This window comes from Bacillus sp. 3255 (assembly GCF_031456485.1).
Lineage (GTDB): Bacteria > Bacillota > Bacilli > Paenibacillales > NBRC-103111 > Paenibacillus_E.
Window position 1 is genome coordinate 279356 of sequence record NZ_JAVDUS010000001.1, and the last position, 22303, is coordinate 301658.

General features: G+C 53.8%; 13 protein-coding genes. 2 read left to right on the forward strand and 11 right to left on the reverse strand.

Going from position 1 to position 22303, the window contains the following annotated elements; translation table 11 throughout:
- The first annotated feature begins 74 nt into the window (after positions 1–74).
- A complete protein-coding gene (locus J2X61_RS01150) occupies positions 75–1781 on the forward strand; it encodes a hypothetical protein (RefSeq protein WP_310185176.1) in 1707 nt (568 codons plus the stop codon).
- A 197-nt stretch (positions 1782–1978) separates the two neighbouring features.
- Here J2X61_RS01150 and J2X61_RS01155 read toward each other — a convergent pair whose 3' ends face one another.
- Genes J2X61_RS01155 through J2X61_RS01170 form a run of 4 tightly spaced genes read right to left on the reverse strand, consistent with a single transcriptional unit; the run spans position 1979 to position 7933 of the window.
- Positions 1979–4300 (reverse strand): S-layer homology domain-containing protein, encoded by a 2322-nt coding sequence (locus tag J2X61_RS01155; protein ID WP_310185178.1) that lies wholly within the window; start codon positions 4298–4300, stop codon positions 1979–1981.
- A gap of 57 nt (positions 4301–4357) precedes the next feature.
- Positions 4358–5923 (reverse strand): DHA2 family efflux MFS transporter permease subunit, encoded by a 1566-nt coding sequence (locus tag J2X61_RS01160; RefSeq protein WP_274466674.1) that lies wholly within the window; start codon positions 5921–5923, stop codon positions 4358–4360.
- Positions 5924–5934: 11 nt separating this feature from the next.
- The gene (locus tag J2X61_RS01165) at positions 5935–7254 is read right to left on the reverse strand and encodes an efflux RND transporter periplasmic adaptor subunit (RefSeq protein WP_274466675.1); all 1320 of its coding nucleotides are present in this window, start codon (positions 7252–7254) and stop codon (positions 5935–5937) included.
- Between the two features lie 19 nt (positions 7255–7273).
- Entirely contained in the window at positions 7274–7933 is a 660-nt protein-coding gene (locus tag J2X61_RS01170; protein WP_274466677.1) for an HlyD family secretion protein, read from the reverse strand.
- A gap of 448 nt (positions 7934–8381) precedes the next feature.
- On the opposite strand from J2X61_RS01170, the gene J2X61_RS01175 reads away from it, so the two are divergent.
- Entirely contained in the window at positions 8382–8810 is a 429-nt protein-coding gene (locus J2X61_RS01175; protein WP_274466678.1) for a MarR family winged helix-turn-helix transcriptional regulator, read from the forward strand.
- A 97-nt stretch (positions 8811–8907) separates the two neighbouring features.
- On the opposite strand, the gene J2X61_RS01180 is transcribed toward J2X61_RS01175, so the two are convergent.
- The 7 genes from J2X61_RS01180 to J2X61_RS01210 form a co-directional block, all read right to left on the reverse strand.
- Complete coding sequence (locus J2X61_RS01180; RefSeq protein ID WP_310185183.1) at positions 8908–9150, reverse strand: hypothetical protein; 243 nt, start codon at positions 9148–9150, stop codon at positions 8908–8910.
- Positions 9151–9198: 48 nt separating this feature from the next.
- Complete coding sequence (locus tag J2X61_RS01185) at positions 9199–11250, reverse strand: molybdopterin oxidoreductase family protein (protein ID WP_310185184.1); 2052 nt, start codon at positions 11248–11250, stop codon at positions 9199–9201.
- Between the two features lie 123 nt (positions 11251–11373).
- On the reverse strand, positions 11374–12126 hold the full coding sequence (locus J2X61_RS01190; protein WP_310185186.1) for a C40 family peptidase: 753 nt from the start codon (positions 12124–12126) through the stop codon (positions 11374–11376).
- A gap of 174 nt (positions 12127–12300) precedes the next feature.
- Complete coding sequence (sdaAA, locus tag J2X61_RS01195; protein WP_274466682.1) at positions 12301–13185, reverse strand: L-serine ammonia-lyase, iron-sulfur-dependent, subunit alpha; 885 nt, start codon at positions 13183–13185, stop codon at positions 12301–12303.
- A 1-nt stretch (position 13186) separates the two neighbouring features.
- The gene (gene sdaAB, locus J2X61_RS01200) at positions 13187–13864 is read right to left on the reverse strand and encodes an L-serine ammonia-lyase, iron-sulfur-dependent subunit beta (protein WP_274466683.1); all 678 of its coding nucleotides are present in this window, start codon (positions 13862–13864) and stop codon (positions 13187–13189) included.
- A 91-nt stretch (positions 13865–13955) separates the two neighbouring features.
- On the reverse strand, positions 13956–15800 hold the full coding sequence (locus J2X61_RS01205; protein WP_310185188.1) for a protein kinase domain-containing protein: 1845 nt from the start codon (positions 15798–15800) through the stop codon (positions 13956–13958).
- A 116-nt stretch (positions 15801–15916) separates the two neighbouring features.
- On the reverse strand, positions 15917–22276 hold the full coding sequence (locus tag J2X61_RS01210; protein ID WP_310185191.1) for an S-layer homology domain-containing protein: 6360 nt from the start codon (positions 22274–22276) through the stop codon (positions 15917–15919).
- Positions 22277–22303: the final 27 nt, after the last annotated feature.

The following is a 22303-nucleotide window of genomic DNA, read 5'->3' on the forward strand; positions in this document are numbered from 1 at the left end:
ACAATGTTGTTAACGATAATAACTAATTATATTTAATTAGTTTACTTTTTTATTTTCCAAAGGAGATGTTCTTCATGAAAAAACCGTTTAAAATTTTAACCACAGGTACACTCGCCGCTGCCATCTTGTTCTCCGGCTCCGCTCTCTCTGCCGGCAAAGCTCATGCTGACGAAGCGGTCGCTTCCCAGGCTGTCCTTCAAGCCGATTCTTTTGCAAGTCAAATTATTAACTATCATTTATCCATTCTGGCCAAAAATGCCGCTGAAGCGACAGGTCAAGATGAAGACGATATTAGAGACGCTCTCTCCGCCGGCAGCACGCTGACGGAAGCAACCGGCGTTAGCAGCGCGGAGCTGCTCACTGACTTGACCCCGATCATCAACTTTGATTTACATAAAGCACAGAGCTACGGTTTCATTACGGCTAACGAAATTCAAACCAGTGAAGCGGTTCTCGCTGAGCAGCTAGGCTCCGCTCTGGAAACCAAAGGCAACCAATTGCCGTCTGCCGGCAATAGTGCCATCTTGGCCCACCTCGTGTTGAACCGTTTGGATAACGTGGTTCGTGACACGGCCAGCTATGCAGGAAAAGAGCAAACTGACGTGATGGAAGATCTTCGTCAAGGGAAAACTCTAGTTCAATCCGCAGCATCTTTGGATTCAGGCGAGCTGAAAGAGGATCTATTATCCCTGCTTAAACAGGACCTCCAATTTGAAGTTTCTACCAAAGGCGCCGTGCAAGCCGACGCTGACCGGTATTACGCTTTGGGCGCCGGCAAGCTTACCGATATGATTAATACGCCCGGTTATAATCCTGAAAGTGTGAAAGCGCAGGCCGCTGATTTAAGCAAGCTCATTGCCAACCGCTTGAGCCGCATCGTTACCGATACTGCTTTCTTCGCCAAAAAAGAGGAGAGCGACGTATGGGAAGATTTGCGCCAAGGCAAAACGCTTGTCGCTTCCGCTACAAGCCTGGATCCAGGTGAATTGAAGGAGAAAATCTCCAACGTGACTCGCCAAGACCTCGATTTCGAAGTGGCGATGGGCCGTGCAACCCAAGAAGATGCGAATAAAGCCTATTCGGAAGCTTCCGCCAAAATCGCCGACGCTATCAATACGCCAGGATTTACACCGGCATCGAGTACGGCCGTTCAAGCCGATCTGCAAAAAATCGTTCAAAACCGCATTGATCGTGCCATCAATGATACGGCTGTTTTCGGCAGCAAAGAAGAAAGCGATGTTCGTGAAGACCTTCGTCAAGGCAAAACACTGGTCGCTTCCGCCGCTAAATTGGACTCTGGCGAACTGAAAGAGAAAATCTTGAACGTGCTTAGACAAGAGCTGGATTTCCAAGTATCGCTGCATCGCGCAACGCAAGAAGAGGCCAACAAGTATTACTCTGAAGGGGCTGCGAAGATTGCGGATATCATTAACACACCTGGCTACCAACCAGCCTCCGCGAGTCAAGCCAAAGCCGATCTGGAGCAGGTGATCACCAACCGCATTAACCACGTGATCAACGACACCGCCGTCTTCGGCAAGAAGGAAGAGAAAGATGTGCTTGCGGACCTTCGCCAAGGCAAAACGCTTGTTGCTTCCGCCACAAGCTTGGATCCAGGCGAGTTGAAAGAGAAAGTTTTGAATGTGCTTCGACAAGAGCTCGACTTCCAAGTCGCTCTGGATCGCGCCACGCAAGAAGAGGCAGATAAATATTACTCCGAAGGAGCTGCCAAGCTTGCCGATATTCTTAACACGCCTGGCTATGCACCAAGCCAAGGCTAATCGCTAAATGAAAAACGGCCTTCCCCGAAATCATGCTAATGATAGAGGGGAAGGCCGTTTTCTGCTGTTTTGATGTCCGAATATTCTGCAGATCGCGCGCAGGCAGAAGAGGAATTTCAAAAACAAAGGAGCTAAGCACATTCAAGCGCTTAGCTCCTTGTTCATTCGTCCGGCAATCAAGCTTGAACGAACGCTTCTTATTTAAGCTCTGTAATAAGTCTGTCAACATCGCCGGTCGGCGTACTGATCGTTTCATAAACCTTCACATAAACGTTGCTGCGAATTTGATCATCCGTCAAATTACCAAACGTTAATTTCTGTGTGCCGCTCATCAAGCGGTTGGCTCCTATGAACGGGAAAAACGTGGATCCGATGGATTTACCCAGCGCATCCACCAGCTCCAACTTCAGCTTGGAGAAGCTATTATCCAGAGTCACAGCCTCATCACGGGTAAGATCCAAATCCAGATTCAATTTGTACGTATATGAGAATCCGGTTGCGCCCATGTTGGATAATTGCGAAAGGGTCCAGCTTTTGATATTCAAATTAAACGGATATAAGGAAATATTGCTGTGGTCCATGGTATTGCTCTGAACATTCACTTGATAGCTTGCAATGGTTGATTTGTATCCAGCTTGTTGCCCTTGTCCCGGCAGCACGCCTTGAATATTCAGCGCATATTGTTCGTTCGTATCGGTCGACGGGAGCGTGTAGCCATAGCTGACGACAATCCCCGTTCCCGGAGCGATATCTTGCGCGCTGACGGTCTGGCGGTTGCCCGAGTATGTGTACCCGTCTTTGCCCGCCAGCTCCGCCGCGAACACAGGGACTGGAATCGGCTTGTCGCCGTTATTGAACAGTTTAAACTTCGCTAGGCCGACTTTATTGCCCGTTTCTTCATTGTTCGTGACATGCAGCTCTTCCAAGGACACGGCCAAGTTCGGATTGATGAAGTCGTTCGACGAATCGAATGCCATCGGCGTGCCGAATGCATAGCTGCTTGCCGTATTTCCTGCACCTGTACCGGAACTTGCGTTAGCCGGAAGCCGGAAGCCGATTCGGCCTGTATTGAACTGCACAGGAGCCGTTTGTCCTTGCTTCAGGAAGCTTTGGGCTGATAGTACATAGAAAGCATTCAGCGTAGCTGTCGGATCGGTCGTGACGGCGAAATGAATGTTTTTTTGCTCGCCCGCATTCAAGCTAATTGCCTCTTGCTCCACGCGTTTGCCTACAAATAGCTGTCCGTCGGATTTGCCGCCCAAAGTGAAATCAGGCACGGTTTCGGTGTAACTGCCGGTATTCTCTACTTTCACCTGAACGACATAAGTCGGCGATTGCCCTGCGAATTGCTTGGACAACGTTGTCGCCGAATACTTCAAGCCGGAGGTTTCACCCGGTGCGGAGAACACCGCTCCCCAATCGCCAAGTAAGGCCGGATCGCTGATGACTGCGTCTTTGCCGCGCCAAATCATGGATTGCACCGGGGCGTCCGCCAATAAGGTTTCCTTTTTAGGATACACTTTGGTATCGACGTTAATCCATAGAAGATCGGTCAAATTCAGGTCCGATTTCAAGCTCACGTCCGCCATATAGTTCATTGTTGCATCGCTCTGCGGAAGAATCGACTTGGCATTGTTAGCGCTCGGCTGCAGCGTATACACCGTGCCGTCAGCCGCCTTGACGCGCAGCTCATAATCCGGAATCCGGATCGTATTGCTTGTCCCGTTATTCAGTTTAATAACGGCGCCAATTCGCCAACCGTCCAACGTTTTTTCCTGCAGGATCCCTTTGATTTGCGCTTGCGTATCGCTAGTGATGGCATATGCTTTCATATCGTCAGCGGGAAGCACCGAGACTGCCGGATGACTTCCTGGCACATACTGCTTTTGAGCTTCATAAGAAGAAGTCACCAGCAGGTCGCGTGTAGCCGGCGCAACGCCGCCGAAGGTGCCGTCAGCTTGTTTGCCCAGCAGATTCAACTGAACGGCCAAAGCCGCATAACCCTGCGCCCAATCGGATACGGTGTTATCCTTCGACCCTGCGGCAGCACTCGCCTGTGCTTCTTTATTCAGCCCGCGGATCAAGAAAGCGGCGAGCTGCTCTTTGGTCACTTCGCCCGCCGGATTGTACGTACCGGCTCCATAGCCGTCGGTCAAATGAGCCGCCTTCAACGCTTCAATATAAGGAAGCGCGTAGCCGTTAGCGGGATCGTCGGCACTCACATCGCTGAAGCTGGATGTCCGTAAGGCATTGTCTACCTTCAATCCGAAAATCAAAGCCGCCACTTTGGCGAATTGTGCGCGGTTCATTTTATCATGCAATCCGAAGACACCATCGCTCACCCCGTCAAATATACCCGCGGCGATCATCGCATCATACTTCACCTTGGTGCCCGCATCGAGATTCGCCAAATCGCCAAAATCAGCCGAGGACTTAGACGCTGAAGCGCCTAATGCCGCTGTTGAGAACATCGTCACAGCCATTGTCGTACTCATGAGTACGGATAAACTCTTTTTCATGTTAGTGCCCCTCTCGTAGTAAATCTGTACATCTCTTCCATTACCTGCTACTTTCAATTACTTTTTCAATTCAACAGGCGCTTTCTTCCTTTGGATAAATAATAGAACGAATGGAATACAAATAAAAGCGGGAATTGCTGAAATAAAGAACGTATCGGCAATCGAGCGGACTAACGCTTCTTTCTGCATGAAGCCAGCCAGGTATACGGCGGCCGTTCCGGCCGAAGTGCCCATATCGACCGACCATGAATAGATCGCGCCCGACAGCATCGATGTCACGCTGTTCGCCGTAACGGAATCAACAGGCACGCTGTCCGAAATATGCTGGTAATGCACGAGCTGACGATTGCTCATGAGCGCCGTGAAGATCGCGATACCGAGCGATCCGGCTACTTGCCGGCATACGTTGGAGAGCGGCGAGGCATTGCCGACCTGCTGCGGCAGAACAGCCTGCATTCCCGCGGTCGTGAGCGGCATCATACACAGGCCGATCCCCAAGCCGCGGATCGTAAGTACGACATTGAGCCAATGATTGGGCGTTTCGGTTGTCAAATGATGAAGCTCCAGCGTCGTCACGCCAAGTATGGAAAGTCCGACGATACATAATGGAACAATGCCGAACCGGTCCGCCAGCTTGCCGCTTATGGGCATCATAACCGCCATCGCCACTGATTGCGGCATCATCAGCAAACCGGTCTGCATGGCGGACAGCCCTTGGATGTTTTGCAAATACAGCGGCGTCAGGAACGTGCCGCCCATCATCCCCATCATGACCAAGGATCCCGAGATTACAGAGATCGTAAATTTGAAGTTCGTAAATAGTTTCAAATCTAGTACGGGCTGCTTCGTCCCAAGCTCTACCCAAATGAGCAGCAGTAAACTGAAGAATGCCACATAGAGCAAGGAAACGATAAACAGCGAACCCCAGCCCTCAGACTGCCCTTTGCTCAAAGCAAGCAGCAAACTGCCGAAGAAGGTCATCGACAGAAGGGCCCCGGGCGTATCAAACTTCAATCCTTTCTTACCAGGCGAGTCCTTCAATAAAACTTTGCCTAAAATAACGGCAAGGATCCCGATCGGCACGTTGATGAAGAAAAGCAGCCGCCAACTATAGTTTTGAATCAAATAACCGCCGAACGTCGGACCAAGCGCAGGGGCGCACATCGCGGCAACCCCCCACAGTCCGATCGCCGTACCGATCTTCTCTTTGGGAAACGTCGTATAAATGATAGACATGCCGATTGGCATAATGAAGCCGCCGACGAAGCCCTGGAGGATCCGAAAGAGAATCATGGTGCTTGCGCTCCAGGCCATCCCGCAAACTACGGAGAAAATAGTAAATCCCGCAACAGAAAATATAAAAATGTTTTTATTACCGAACCTCGCGCCCAAATATCCGCTCATCGGAATGACCATAGCCGAAGCCAGGGTATAGCCCGTGATCACCCATTGCATCGTATTGATATCTGAGCCAAATACAGCGACGAATTTATTCATAGCAACGTTCATTAAGCTGCTGTTGAGCACCGCCACGAAAGTTCCCATCACGATGGCAATCAGCGATAGCCACATCTTTCCGTTGCCTTCTGCTTGTTGTTGGTGTACTGCCGATGTTTCGGCCATAGCTGCGCCTCCTATTCGGCTTTTACCGTGGTGCCTTCCGCGATCTGATCTGTCGGATTCACGATAACTTGTTGACTTCCTTTAATTTTGTCGTTCGCTTGAACATAAACCCAATCTTCGTTTTTCTTCTCCGTCGTAACTTCAATGCGATGTGCCGTACCGTTATCGGCGACGAACACATATTCTTTTTGGTCTTTCTTCATAACCGCGCTTGCTGGAACTTCCAGACGGCTTTGTTGGGAAGCGTTCATGGTTACTTCCGCTACCATACCGGCAAACAATTGACCGTCCTTGTTGTCGACTTTCACTTTAACGGGGAATGTGCTGCTGTTCGTGTTGGAAACAGGGCTGACGAAAGAGATTTCACCTTTGAACGTTTTGCCCGGCAAATTTTGCACGGTAACGTCGACTTGTGAACCGGCTTTCACTTGCGCGATTTGGCTGTCTTCAACGCTCAGCTCGACTTGGACTTGATCCATATTGACAAGAGAGAGCAATTGAACGCCTGGCTGGGCCAGTTCCCCCTCAGAGATGCTCTTCTTCACGATGACGCCGTCGATCGGAGCTGTAATGGTCGCATTGCTCAAGTTGCTGTTCGCAAGGTCCAGACCGGCCTGCAGACGGTCTACATCGGCCTGCAGAGCTTTAATCGTATTATCCGTCGCACCGATTTTGGCCAGTTGAAGCTTCGCTTCGGCTCCCTGCAATTGGGCTTGCGACGCCTTTTGCGCCCCTTGCGCTTGATCGTAAGCAGCCTTAGCCCTTTCGAATTCCATCGTGCCCTTGTCCAAATCTTCCTGCGTCACGCCCGAGTTGCTGTCGTAAGCGTTACGCAGCCGGTTATAAGCGCTCGTCGCCAAATCATAAGCGGCTTTCGCCTGATCTACCGCCGCTGTCGCTTGTTGGTTAGCGCCTTGAGCAGCGGATACCGCGCTCTGAAGCCCGTCGATTTCTTGCTTGCGGGCACCCTGCTGCGTATCGACCAGCTTGGCTTGAGATGCTTGCAGAGCGGACTCCGCTTGTTTCGCCTGTTGGGTGAAATCGCCGGTCTCAATCTGCACCAGCAAATCGCCCTTCTTCACTTTGCTGCCTTCTTGCACATTCACTTGGGCTACCTTGCCTGCAACTTTGGATACGACTTTAATGTCTTGGTCCGGAATAATTTTACCGCTTAAACCGGCGGATACGGGTTGGCCGAGCTTGATCGTTTTGACGCTAACCGCTGCCGCGGCATTCGTCGCTCCTGTAACTTTATCGCCGCATCCGGGCACAATACTAACAACGGCCAGCATGAGTGCCGCGGGAACGACCCATTTCTTTAAATTTTTCATCGGGTTCTAACCTCTTTCCTTATTTGTCCTTCAAATGAATTTTGATCGTGGCGCTGATTCCCGGAGACAACTCGATGCCTTGGCTGTCATCGATTGATATTTTAATAGGTACACGTTGGGTTACTTTCGTAAAATTACCGCTTGTATTCGTTGAAGGCAGCAGAGAGAATGTCGACGCAGTCGCCTTACTGATTTCTTTCACTTTGCCGATGAACGTTTTACCTGAATATCCGTCCAGGTTAAACTCGACTTTTTGACCCGGCTGGATGCGGTTGATTTCCGTCTCCTCGATATTGGCCGACACGTACAATTGGTGCGTATCCACCACCATCGCGACCGTTTGGCCAGGTGATGAAACCTCACCGGCCTTCACCAACGTTTTGATGACCGTTCCCTCAATGGGAGAACGAAGTGCGGCCTGATCTAAATTGCTGGTCGCCAAATTGTTGGTGTCTTGTTGGCCGATGATCTGATCGGCAAGGACATGATCGCCTTCATTGACATCAAGCGACGTCACTTTCCCGGTAATACGCGGCATGACCTTATAAATATCTCCGGCAAGTCTAGCATCTTCCGTAGAAATGTAATTTTGGCCTTCATACCAGAAATAACCGCCGATTCCTCCACCTACGACAACTAGAGCGATTAAAATGACATACAACATTCCTTTACGTTTCATGTTTTCTCCTCTACCTTCTCTTCGATATGACATGCAAATCTAATAAGACATTGCCTTAAACACAAATAAATTACCGCAACTGATCATCGTACTCGTACGACCTAATCTTCAAGCTGGGCAATTTTGATCACGCGTGTTCTTTGAAGTTTTAGACTTTTGTTTTCGAACCCCCTAAAATAGTTGTATAATGAAAGTATGATATTGTATTATACAACTAATCGCGACCATGTCAATGAATATTCGTTTACAATTTCAATGGGATGCCGGATCCAAAATCCTGCCGCGAACGCGAATCGTATGTGATTTTTCGAATTGAATCATCGATGCTGCCGGCTAGAAGCGGAAATATATTCGATATTTCATGTACAATTATCGAATTCGCGCCCGAAAAGGGAATTGTGTATGATGATGTTACCATGGCACAGTAAAGCTAGAGAGGTGAACCCACTTGCATCAACAATCCATAGAGACGATAGAGGAAGAGCTGGCTATCTTCATCCGCCGCGTTACATCGTTCTCCTCGCATCGGAAATTAGGCAATCTCGACAGAGCCGCTTACCTATTAATGCACCGTATATCCAAAGAGGTTCCTACAGGAGTCAAGATTCTTGCCGAACAGCTTCAGCTGGATATTTCAACCGTCAGCCGTCAGGCTGCAGCTCTGGAACAAAAAGGCTATGTCTCCAAATTACCCGACCCTCAGGACGGAAGGTCGTATTCCCTGCAGCTCACCGAGCTGGGTCTAACGGAAATGGCCGAATATAAACGCGTCCGTTCTAACAAACTGAAGGAGCTGCTCCAGGATTGGTCCGACGAGGATGCCGAGAACTTCGCTCAATTGTTGCACAAATTCAATCGTTCCATTTGTCCGAAATAAAAAAGCTATCCCTGAAGGTCCGAAAACCTCCGAGATAGCTTTTTTCCTTTATAGATGCAGGTCAGCTCCGCCCGCGGAATCTCATATGCTTAATTAACTAGTAGAGCGGTTTCGACTGATACAGCACCTGCGGCTGCGGGCACTGCGGGAACGGAAGGATGTCCCGGATTTGGCTGAACGCATAGTGCTTTGTCGAGAATTGCGTATGGTATAAGTACTCGATCAAGTAGATCGATCCGCCTTGTATACTGCACAGAATGCCGGAAGTACCGGTACCGTCCATCATGGATACACCGACCGGGCTGCCGATCCAGGCATATGCTTTGTGCTGCAATGACATGGCTATCACCACCTCCTGCCATACCTTATGCAGAGAGGTGCCTAGAAGTCACTCCGCATCAAGCTTCTCCACCTGCACACGGCCGGAGAAAAAGGTAGCGCCGCCGCCCATATCGGCTACGCGATCCGGCGTCAGGGCGTTGACCAACGCTTTGCCGCCGGCCTTATCCGCCCACAGACCTTGGCTCACCACGACACCCGGCAGCACATCGGAGCCTACAGCGGCTGTCAATTCACATTCGCCGCGCTGATTCCATACGCGCACCTTATCACCGCTGACGATGCCCAGCGCATCGGCATCCTTCACGTTAAGATGAAGCTTCGGCGTTTTCTCCATGCGCACATGCTTCTCATTATGCGCGAACGTCGAGTTCAGGAAGTTGTGATTCGGCGCCGGAATGAACAGAAACGGCAGGCCATCCTCGTCGGGAAGCGGCATATACGTCGGCAAACCCGGGTAGCCCTTCTCCTCCATCTCTCGGGAATACAATTCAATCTTGCCGCTCGGCGTCCGCAATTTCCCTGGAAATAGCGGCTTGACGTCCGCTTTGATGAACTTTCGTTCCAGCAGTCTCTCGTAAGTGATGTCAGCTAGTGCCGGATTACCCGGATGATCCAGCGCTTGGCGGATCAAAGCTTCGTCGCTGTCCTGCAAAGCTTCGTCTTCGTACCCCATCTCCGCAGCCAGCAAGCGGAACACTTCGACGTTCGCTTTGCTTTCGCCGTACGGCGCCGCCACAGGCAGCTGCAAGTGCACATACTGATGCCAATAGGAACGGTAGAAGTCGGTATTCTCGAAGGATGAAGTCGCTGGCAGCACGATATCCGCGTATTTGGCCGTTTCCGTCAGAAACAGATCGTGCACGACTGTGAATAAATCCTCCCGCTCCAGTCCTTCTCGCACTTTATTGGCGTGAGGCGCGACCAGCGCCGGATTCGAATTATACACATAGAGCGAACGAATAGGCGGGTCCAGCTCCAGCAAAGCGCTCCCCAGCAGATTCATATTGATTTGCCGGGCATCCTGCTTCCGCAAGTCAGGCCGCTGCAAGGCAGCGATGTTGTGCTCCAGATAGGCGCCGTTACCCTTGATGGCTCCGCCCCCCTGGTGCAGCCACTGTCCCGTCACGGCCGGCAAGCAGGCGATCGTTCTCACGCACATGCCGCCGTTGTCATGATGCTGAATCCCGTTCCCGATCCGAATGAACGAAGGCGACGTCTGGCCGTACAAGCGGGCAAGACGGTATATATCGTCCACCGGTACCCCCGTGATGGCCGATACGACGGATGGCTCGTATTGACGAACGTGCTCTCTCAGTTCATCATAACCTACGGTGTGCTGCCGCAGGAAGTTCTCATCCGTCATGTCTTCGGCGAATACAATATGCATCAACCCGAGCGCCAAAGCGGCATCCGTCCCCGGCATGATGGGGATGAACCAATCCGCCCAGCGTCCGGTCTGATTCCTATGGGCGTCTATGACGACGATCTGCGCACCGTTCTTGCGCGCCTTCTCGGCCAGCATCACCTGGTGCATATTCGTGCTGACCGCGTTGATCCCCCACATGATGATAAGCTTCGCATGCACCGTATCCTCCGGATCGGTCCCGAAGCTGCCGCCCATCGTATATTTGTAGCCCTCCGTGCCGGCGGACTCGCAGATTGCATACAGCAGCCGCGAAGCGCCCATCCGGTTAAAAAAGCGGCGGTCCATCCCCTCGGTCCCGATCCGCCCCATATTGCCATAGAAGCTGTATGGCAGAATGGATGCTGCGCCTTCTTCGGCGATCAGCTCCTTCCAGCGGCCGGTGATCGCCGCGATCGCTTCCGCCCAAGTAATGCGCTCGAACCGGCTGCCTTCCCCTTTGGGGCCAACCCGCTTCATGGGATACTGCAGCCTCTGTTCATCGTACAATCTCGCCGCCATGTTGCGAACCTTATTGCAAATCGCCCCTTGCGTAACCGGGTGGTCGGGGTCTCCTTCTATTTTAACGATCTTGCCCGCCTCTTTATGGAGCAGCAAGCCGCATTGATCCGGACAATCCAGCGAACAGACCGCGGGAAAAACGCCATCAAGTATTTCCGTCATCGATGTATGCATGTCGTATGAGCTCCCTTCCTACATATCAACCTCTCTACTATATACCGAAATGAGGGGAAGGGGAACCGGAGCCTACTAAAACGACCCGCTGCAAGGCATTGTTCGCCCAGGCGGGTCTTCTTGTTATTCCAATACACTGCCTCCGAACACAAAACGATACTCCAAATGCTTAAAGAACAGGTGATCGATCCGAACGCCTCCGGTTTTCTTCGAGGCCGAATGAATGATTTTGCCGTCGCCCAAATAAATGCCCATATGGCTGATCGTTTTCTGGGACGGATCGAGATCGGCATAATCCGCCGCCCGGTTGCCGCGGAAGCTCGTGAAGAACAGGAGATCGCCCCGCTTCGCCTGCTTCAGATCGCGGTATTTCCGCTTGGAAAGCGTCTCGACGTAAGCCGCTTGGTTCTTGGCATCCCAAGGCAGGTCCATGCCCAGAGCATACAAGAACACCCAACGCGTAAAGTCCGAGCAGTCAAAGGAGCTCGGGTCCAGGCGGTTGGATCCGTACACGTAGGGCGTGCCGAGATAGCTCTTGGCGGTTTCGATCACGTTCTCCGCATATCCGCCGGCCTTGGGCGCGATGTCCGGATTCGGCACGGCTTTGATCAACGGGAATCCGTTGGGCAGCAGCGCCTGCTTAGCGCTTCCCGCCGTCATGCTTCTCACCTGATTCGAGGCATAGAGCTGTTCCACGCCCAAATCTCCGATGTACAGCTCCGCGTCGCCGCTGGTCAGGTTCCAGTCGGCCATCCGGTTGTCGGTCTCATGCTCACCCGATAGACTCCGGACTTCTTCCGTGCCGAGCGCCTTGATATCGGATTCTTGGGGGGCTCCGGAGCATCCGCTCAACGCTGTGAATGTTGTGATGATCACGAAAGTTATGGCTATTTTCCGCATATCGAACTCCTTGGCCTTTGTCCGTCATAGGATTAGGATGCCAATTTTTTGGAAAATCAAACCGCGGAACGCGCAAAAAGGCCCCTTCTCATCGAATAAGGGCCTCTGTGTCCGTTAGCCAAGCGCTGGCTCTTCCGGAGTCTTCCGACATTACCGCTTTTTCCCCAGGTTCAGCTCTTTCATAATTTGCCGGCCTGTCGGCGTCTGTGCGAGACCGCCCTTGGCCGTCTCCCGGTGCTTCTCCGGCATCGCTGTGCCCACCTCGTACATGACTTGAACGACCTCGTCCGAAGGAATGACCGAGCGGACGCCGGCAAGCGCCATATCCGCCGCCGCCATCGCGTTGACGGCGCCGAAGCCGTTGCGGACGATGCAGGGAATTTCAACCAGCCCGCCGACCGGATCGCATATAAGCCCCAGCGTGTTCTTGAGCGCCAGCCCTACGGCATGCATCGCCTGTTCCGGCGTACCGCCGCGGAGCTCGACGAGCGCTCCCGCCGCCATACCGATGGCGGACCCGACTTCCGCTTGGCAGCCGCCTTCCGCGCCGGAGACGAAGGAATTGTTCGCGATCACATAACCGATCGCCCCCGCACACAGCAGTCCCCGCACCATATGGTCGTCGTCCCAGCCGAACCGCTGCTGGGAGGAGATGAAGACACCCGGAATGATTCCGCAGGATCCGGCCGTCGGTGTGGCAATGATACGTCCCATGGACGCATTGACTTCGGAGACGGCAAGCGCGTAAGCCATCGCCTTGCAAGCTTCCTCTCCCAGGGAGGCTTCGCCCGCCGCCATATAGCCGGCAACGCGCTGGGCGTCTCTGCCCGTCAGTCCGCTGCGGGACGTCGTGTCCTCGGTCAGCCCCTTCTCCACGGCTTCCTTCATAATCCGGTAGTAAGCCCGCATTTTCTCCAAGACATACGCCGGCGGTCTGCCGGATTCCTGGCTCTGGTCCGCCAGCATGACGTCTGCAATTGTCTGCCCCTCGGAGGCGCATACCTCCGTTAATTGTTTCAATGTTCGGAATCTCAAATTACTCGCCTCTTTCCGCGAGATCCACGCGTTTGATATCGTAGATCATGCTCAGGGAGCCCAGCTCCTCTATCAATGCATCCGAAACCGTGACGTCCGTCTCAATGACCGTCATCGCTTCGCGGTCCCGGCCTTTCCGGTCCAAATCCATAAAGCCGATATTGATTTGATTGCGCCCGAGCAATGTCGTAATCTCGGCAATCATGCCCGGACGGTCGTGGTGTGAAATAACGAGCGTCGGGTAGACCGCGGTAAATTTCACATCGAACTGGTTCACACTCACAATCTCAATATTGCCGCCCCCGATGGACGCTCCGATCATGACCACTTCTTTGTCTCCGGCAGATAGATGGAATTTGACGGTATTGGGATGATCCGCTTTATCTTTACTCGTCAGGAATGCAATCTCTACACCGCGAGCTTCCGCCTCTTCGGCGGCATGCGGAATGCGCGGATCGTCCGTTTCGAAATCCAGCAGTCCGCCGATCAGCGCCAGGTCGGTGCCATGCCCCCGGTATGTATCCGCGAAAGATCCGTACAGCGTCATTTCGGCCTTGGCCGGCTGCTCCCCCAGCAGCTGTCTGACGACGCGTCCGAGACGGACGGCTCCCGCCGTATGGGAGCTGGAAGGACCTATCATAGAAGGTCCGATAATGGAAAACACATCTTTAAAGCGCATCCTGGAGTTCCCCAATCTTGTATGAGATGGAAGTCGTATATGATTATTGTATGAAGAGTTTCTAGGAATGACAAGGACTTCTGCCTTGTCCTTATTCTCCCGTTTGAGCACCGCTTTCATTCGGCTGGGGGACCGGCTGCAGCAAATTCAACTGCGTGGCGACGGCAACCGCCTTCACGCGGTTATTAACCTGTAACTTGGCGAACAAATTGCGCATATGCACTTTGACGGTCCCTGCGGACATCACTAGCCGTTCGGCGATTTCTTTGTTGGACAAGCCGGCGGCCATCCATTGCAGAACTTCGATCTCCCGCTCCGTCAACCCCTGCACCGGTGCCGTAAGCACGCCGCCGAGCGCAGGCTCCTGAAGATTCGGCGTACCGCCGTAATACCCGATCAACCTCTGGACATAATTGATTTGCGAGGCGAGCATGTGCAGTACGCCGAGACGTTCAGGCGCAAACACACCGGTTGTATAGTTATTTTCCAAATAGAGAACGCCCTGCAGTTCCCCTTGCGCGATGATCGGCAGGCCTAGCACAGATCTTGGCTTATGTTTCACCACATAAGGATCCTGCGTGAATAATCCGACCTTCGATGCATCGTCCAAAATAACAAATTGCCGCTTAATCGCTACATAACTGACCAAGTTTTGGAAAATTCCCTCATACCGGCTTAGCGGCACGCTGCCTTTCGAGCCGCCGCCCAGGCTGCCCGACCCGTTGTCCATTCCGCTCTCCGTCCTGTTCTCCGTCCCGCTCTCCATCCCGCCGTCCGTATCAACCGCCTGCTCGACATACAGCTCCGCCGCCCGCATGGCAACGAAGCAGCCTCGCTGCGCACCGGCAACTTCTACGGCAATGCTCATCAGCTTACCGAGCAGATGCGCCGAGTCCCGCTCCTCCGAGAAGGCTTGCGAAGCCCGCATGACCGCCGCCAGCTCCAGCACTTGTGCATATCCGCTGCTGGCATCGCCGCTTTCGGCCGCATTCGGCTGCAGGACAGGAGCCGCATGCCCCGCAGTCCCGCTTGCCGAATCGTCTCCGCCCGATATCTCGAGCAGACGGGGCACGTCCTGCCAGCCGATTTCGAAGGCGCTGAAGGCTCCGCTCTGCTCCCACATGTGCAAGCAGCTTTCCAGATCCGCTCTTAAACCGAACGCGCTCTGATACCGGCGTTCAACGGTTTTCTCCAGCAGCTTCATGATGATCTCTTCGAGAATCGCCGGTATTTCGGGATGCCCGGCCGATAAGGGCTGCGGCTTCTTGGCCAAATGAGCATGCGCCCATTCCAGCGGATCTCTGGCTTGAAAAGGCAGCCCGCCGGAAAGCATTTCATAGAAGGTGACGCCGAGGGAGTACAGATCGGTGCTGCCCGTCACCACCCGGTTTAATTGGCCTGTCCGCTCAGGCGCCATATAAGGCGGAGAGCCTTCGATAAGCGGCATATTTCTTGCCTGCCGGCCTCCATCCATGGACAGAACGGAATGCCCCATGCCGGTCAGGCTGACCTTCAACGAGGAAGGAACGACGACAATAGTGTCCGGCCGGATATTCATATGGACGATATGCTGCTTATGCAGCCCTTCGAGAATTTTGGCGATTTGAACCGCCAGCTTCAAGAACACGGGAACCGTAAGCGGAGCTGTCTTTACGAAATGGCGCAGCGTCAAGCCGTGCACCCACTCGCTGGCCAGAACAAGTCCATTCCCTTGCCTGAGGAGTGCAATCGGTTTGATAATACCCGGCATTTGCAAGCTTCCGGCTATTTCGTATTCGTTGATGAGCTTGGCATTCTCGATAATGGCCCGATGGCCTTCTTTGACAATTTTCAGCAGCACCTCACAAGCATGCTCCTCTGAGAATGCGTGGCAAACGACAATCGTCGGGTCCTCAAAAATTACTTGCTGTATATGATAGCCTGTCACTGTTAGCATGAGTTCGGCTCCTTCGAAAACTATGGTGATTTTCCTCATTATAGTACCATAGAAAACAGCAAATAACCTTACACCTGCAAAAAGGACCGGCTGGAGCATTCCAGCCGGTCCACACGCTATTTCAAATCCAAGAATCTGCTAATCATGGCTGCCGCCTCTTCACGTGTAATTTCTATGCTCGGACGCAGCGTACCGTCCGGATATCCGCTAACGATCCCATGTCCCGCGAGAAGCGGCACATAACCGCCAGCCCACACCGGGATCTGTTCGGCATCAAGGAAGGACGGCTGATCTGCTGCCGATGGTAGTTCCTGCCCCTCAAGCATACGCCCGATGATGGCTATCGCTTCCGCTCTCGTTATCGGCATGCCGGGATTAAGATACAGCTTATTCTCACTGGAGGCGCCTGCTAACCAGCGGTTCGCAAGTGCCGTCCGCATATAAGGCTCAGCCCATGCCGCAACATCCCCACGATCCGCGAACTCTTCAGGAAGCCTGTCGTAGGATAGCTTCGTTCCTAAAGCGCCGACGGCAATCTTGGCGAATTCCTGCCTCGTGATGGAACGAAGCGGCTCGAAGACAAGACCATCTCTTTGCTGGATGCCGTTCACGGCGCCGATAGAAGCGAGCCGCTCAACGAACGAACGGGACCAACGGTTAGCCATATCCCGGAATTCTATCTTATGCGCATCGTACATGAGTGCATATTTGCTGAAATGAGGCAGCTTGGCCGTTATCGTACCTGCTACAGGCTGAATTGTGCCGCCTGCATATTCCCATCTCTTCGTTCGCTCGTTGTACCAGTAGATGCCCGCTTTGTCCGGGTCCGGGATCTCGTCCAGCGAATAGCGGACCGTCAGCTCGGCGGGTTCTTTCAATGCCACCTGCTTATCGAACTTAAATTCGTAGATATCCCCGATGACCTTGAGTCCTTCCGTTTCATAGGCACTCGGGTTGCGGACAATGCCGACTCCCAGCCCCACACGATCTTGAAGCGGCTGCGAAGGAATTCTCAGTACCGCCCGGTCGCGGATTGTGACAATCGCCTCCTCGTTCGACCGGAGCTCAGCGGAAGTAACGAATTCTACATTATGCTCCTGTTCGATCAGCCGTTTCAAAATGCTGCGCAGCGTCTCGTCAACGGCCTGGTCCGTTGGCTCCCGTTCCTCGCCTGAAGAACTGCCGCTATCCGGGTTTGGCGGTGTCGGCGGGATATACCAATCGTCATAGTCCGGTGCAGTCGGATCCGGTGCACCCGCCTGCTTGCCAACCTTCACGATGAGCGTATCCTCGAAGGCGTAATCCGTCGTCACTGCATAGGAGGCCTTGACGACGAGCTCACCTTCGGCATCAGCGCCGACAAGTCCCTCCTCCGAAACGGAGCCGTTGGCCTCGCCCAGCATGACGTTCCAGCTCACCTGGTTCGGATCGAGAACGGTCGCTACGCCATTCGTATCCGTGGCGACCAGCTCCAACGCCTGCCGGCCTCCGGCGGGAAGACTCAGTTCTTCCCCATCCTGCGAGACGCTGCCTGGTGCAGCATCCACAGGACGAAGCTCAACTTTGGCGATACCGTCTACGACAGGGTTCATCACTTCGGAGCTTGCCGTCGTCTCATTGCCGGCATCATCCGTAGCCGTGACGACGATGGATTCCGACAAGTGTCCCGCCATTCCCAGGGCATGCTCAAAGGAGCCGTCCGACTCGACGGATACCGCCTGGCCGTTGATGCGGACTGTGCTGCCCGGCTCCGCCACGCCTTTGACGAGCACCGTTTTATCCGTCGAAATGGAGCCCAGTCTCTCGATTTTCAAGTCCGGCGCAGTCGTATCCGAGAACACCCGCGTGCCTGTGCGCGTCTGATCCCCGTTGCTGTTGACGGAAATCAATTCTATTAGATTCGTCCCTTCCTCCAAGGCCAAGGTCTTCTTCCAGTCCCCCCCGGTGTAGGTGCCTACGGTCCGGTCGTTCACACGGACTTCGGTAGTTACCGGCTGATCCGCATGCATCTGCAATTGGAACGAGGATTCATTCACGACATACGTCGTTGGACTGCTCTGCCCTTCGTCCCCGTAGGCGTTCGTCACCGGTTCATCGTTCATCTTCCAATGCGTAAGCTGAACGCTTGCCGGATTCGGCACCGGCACATAAGCCGCCGCCGAGACGGCCGGCTGGCTGTACACCTTGCCTCCGTCCACATTCTTGAACGCACCGATCGATACCTTGTACGAGGCGCCCGGTACAAGTCCGGAATTCACACCGGCCTGATCTTGTATCATGCCGCCCAGCGTCGTTCGCTTCGTGTCTCCCGCAACATCCACCGTCCCGATGCCTGGTACGGGCTGCCCGCTTGCGTCAAGCAGTTGGAGCGTAAACCCGTCCGCTTCCTGCGGCATGGACCAAGATACGCCCAGCAGTCCGCTGCCCGCCGGCACAGCTTGTACCTCTTGCGGCTGCGCGGGCTGATGCGGATTGACGAACTCAACGGCTCCGCTGCTATAGCGGCTGTCCAGGTTCGTATCGCCCTGCGACAAGACCGCTTTGATATAATAGGCCCCGCTTGCCATCGTGTCGGGAACGGTGATTTCCGCCGTACCGTCTTGAACCGGAATATCTTTCACCAATAGACGGCCCGGGTCGTTCTCGTTATTCGAGCTTAGGAACAGCGATACTCGTTCATTCGTTGCGTGATCGCCTGTCCAATTCACTCTCACCTTATTCGGACTCGACGCAACTGCCGAGGCCGTGACTTCCGTCAGCGTTGCCGGTACGGCCACATCCATTAGAGTCCACGCCAACGCTTGATCGGACTTCACTTTCCAGCTGCCTTCGATTGAACCTGACTGTGACTTCTGAACGGATATATATACCCGTTTCTCCAGAGTTCCTGTCTCGGAATCCTCCGGTGAAATTTCTTGCACCAGATAGTTCTCGTCCAGTACAAGCGGATAATCGTTGCCGCCCGGGTCCGTCACTTGCAGCTTCGGCGGCGTTTCCCCCGTGTATGTCAGCTCGAACAGCGCTGCTTCCTGATCCGCTGAAACGGGTAGCTCGTATTCGTTCGAGGCCGACAACGTGCGTACAAGACCGTCCGTCTTCTTCGCGGACTCGGAGCTGGCCACCCGCTTGATGTTCGTTCCGAATGTCATGGCGGATACATTGCCGGATTCGTCGATGTACTCCTTCTCCATCAGTCCTTCCGCTTCCGGCAGCATGTCGGCCGTCAAGCGCGCGGAAGCCAGCGTCGGTCTGCGGCTGCCCCATACATATTGATAACCGAATGGAATGCCGATGATGCGCACTTTGCCCCATACCTTCTCTGAAGAAATCTCCCCGGAGGCGTGGGCGATTTCCTTGCCGCCGAGTATCGGCACGGCCCTAGGAATGCGGACCGTCAGCGAGCCTCCGCCCGCCATATAGACCGGACCCAGCAAGCCGTGCTTAGAGGAATCATATTCGAATACGACGTACACTTCGCCGATGATGGCATCGAACACTTCCATCCTTGCGCCGGCCTTGAGCGCTACGCCAAAGCTGGTTAGAGAATCCTTGAAATCGATGCTGCCGTATACTTCCTTGAGAATCGGAAATTTCAATATTTCAAACTCACCGGAAAACTCCAATCCTTGCATCGATAGTCCGAGCGTCACATTATCCGCCGTTATGACTTTGGCGACGCTCAGCCCGCCGACCATGACGACCTTGAGCGGAGGCAAAATCGTAAAATTGCCCATAACGGTATCATACAGGTTGCGGAAGCCCCCTCCGCCTTTGGTGATAAAGGCAACAGGAGCAACCGGTATTAACGGAATGCCCGGCTCGCCGCCGACAACGAATACGAAGTTGTCGGGGATCGGCACGCCGCTTTCCGTGAAGCGCAGCGTCAGCAGGCCGTCCAGTTCGACCACCTGGAACTGGACATGGCCTTCGATTTCGAATTTGCGGTCGAACGTGTCCAGCAGAACACGCCCGCTTGCGCCGAAATCAAGCCCCGGCACCATGCCCTTCGGCAGACCGGCCTCGCCTTCGGCGCGGAGTCCCATGAAGCCGAAGGTGTTCGCCCGGCCGAACATGTTCGTTTCCTTCCGCATGCCGAACTTGGCTTCATCCAGCGCGATGCCCAGCTGAAGCATGTCGTCGGTCTGGTCTTTCTCCGTGTCATCCCCCTGCTGGCCGCCGTTATTGGCCGGCGGCGGGGGCGGCGGATTCTGGCCGTTCTGCCCCGAGTTGTCTTCCTCTTCCTCCTGCTTCTGACCCGGATTGAAATTCATAGAGACGGAACCGCCGAACGAGACGGTCTCCTCCCCGATTACGGCATTCTTAATCTCCACTTGGAAGAACGACATATGCTGGATGACCGACAATCCTTTGAGCACTTCCCAGTTAATTTCTATCGCCTTCTCGCCGGCATCCTCGTCCGCTTCAAGCGAATAGCGGCTGCCATTCACCAGCTCGATACTGAATGGACCGAAGGAGAACGGAAAGCCCGGAATCGACAGCACGCCATTACCTTTCAGCTCGACATAATCGCCTTCATGGGTAAGATCCTGTGAATTTTGGCGAATGACCATCTTCTGTGAAGCTTGCCCGAATATCGCGCTCAAATCCTTCGACGCATCATGGCGAATGACCGAATTGATCGTGGCCCCCGCTCCAATTTCAAAGTAAGTATGGCTCGCATCCAAGGAGCGAATCGGACCGCGGAATTCCAGCAGCGCTTCTTTGGAGGCGGCTTCGTACTGATGCTTCAGCTCAGCCAATTTGGTTTCGTTGTCGACCGGCACGAGGGTGTACGTCTCACTGCCCTCTGCGTCCATGTTCTCACCGACGACGAGCAGAATGCCGTAATCTCTCGATTGATAGCGTTTGTCCAGGGTAAGCTCGATTGTCCGCTCAAATGTCCCGATGCTGCCTGCATTCACGCGCACGATGTAGGTTCCCGGCTCATCCTTCCGCGATGGCCAGAGCGTATCATCCAGCCGGACCGACATTTGCTTGTCATCGACAACCGTGACATCGGCACTCGGCACGACAACGGCAGCACCGTCCCGCGCTCTGACCATCTGTACCTGCAAATCGGCAGCGCCTTTCAATACCTCGAAGCCTTTGCCCTGCAGAGCGATGGAAGGGTTGGCGTCCTTCATGTATAGCTTCTTGGGCAGCGCTTCGAGCAGCTGCACTTCCGGGATTTGTCCCGATAAACCCGGCAGGATGACGTAAGAAGCTTGAATGTTTTCGGCTCCGCCCGCCGCTTGGACGATCACCTGGAATTGCGCCGCCTTGTACGATTTCTGCGGCTTCGGACGTACATGCCACGTGACCGTCTTCATGTCACCGACCTTCAGATCTCCGATAGCCTTGGCCGTCTTCTCGCCTTGAACGAGCTCAAGCTCAGCAGGTAACCCCAGTACAGCCTGTACGTTCTGCTGTGCCATCGACCGGTCTAAGGTATTATCGATATCTACGCGAATTTCAAAAGCCGACTCCTGATAGCCGTTACCGGCGCCGTTCACCTTCAGCTGCTTCGGCGCTCCGATTTGCAACCCGTACGCCGCTTCCTTCTGCGAGGTGAAGAAGCTGCCCAAGCCGTAGTACGTCTCATAAACGGCCTCTGCGCCCGGAGCCAAACCGGAAGGATCCCAATACATGGCGACCGCGCTGTCCGCCGAACCATAGGCATTTTGCACCGATGTGAAATCAAGCTGCGGATTTACCGTATAATCCCATTTCGTTTCGGAGATACCGTTCCAATGGGCAATAATCATCCGGTTCGGGGATGTATTTCCCCAGCCCTGCAGGAAACCGTAAGACATGACCTTAGGATTCAACGGATTATCCGTCGCCCGCCAATAATACGGAAGCGAACCTTCGATTTTCGTTTCGTTGCGAATATACGTAGTGCCGCCGGCTAATGACACCGGTGAGGCATCCTCCGGACCCAGCATCGTATCGAGCAAAATACGGGAACCGACGCTTTGATTTTGTTTGGTCGTATTTTTAACTTTATAGGAAATTTTAATATTCCCGGCGTTCGGGTTCGTCCGGTCATCGACGAGCGTAAGCGTCTGGATGATTTCCAGACCTTCGACATGCCATACGGATTGGTTGGATAGACCTTTATTTTCAGGCGAATAGGTAAAATACCCGTTGGACCCCATGAAACCGTAGCCGTTCCCATAAATGAAATCTTGACCGTTGATGCGGAACGTTGTAAACGATGTCTCCGGCAGCTTGTCGCGGAACAAGAGCGGTTTGTTATCGTCGCTCGCTTTGAGCGGAGATCCCGTCTTCGTTGTGACGCTGAACCGGCCGTTCTGCTTGTTAATGCTGACGTCCATGAACTCATTGGCCACTGACAGCGGCTGTATCTCCGCATCAATGGCGAACGCGAGCTCGCCCCCGTATGGCAGACACAGCACGATCGCCATGATCGCCAGTGTCATTTTCTTCCACAATTTCACTCGCCATGCTTGCATGACTTCCCCTCCTCGATCCATGAGAAA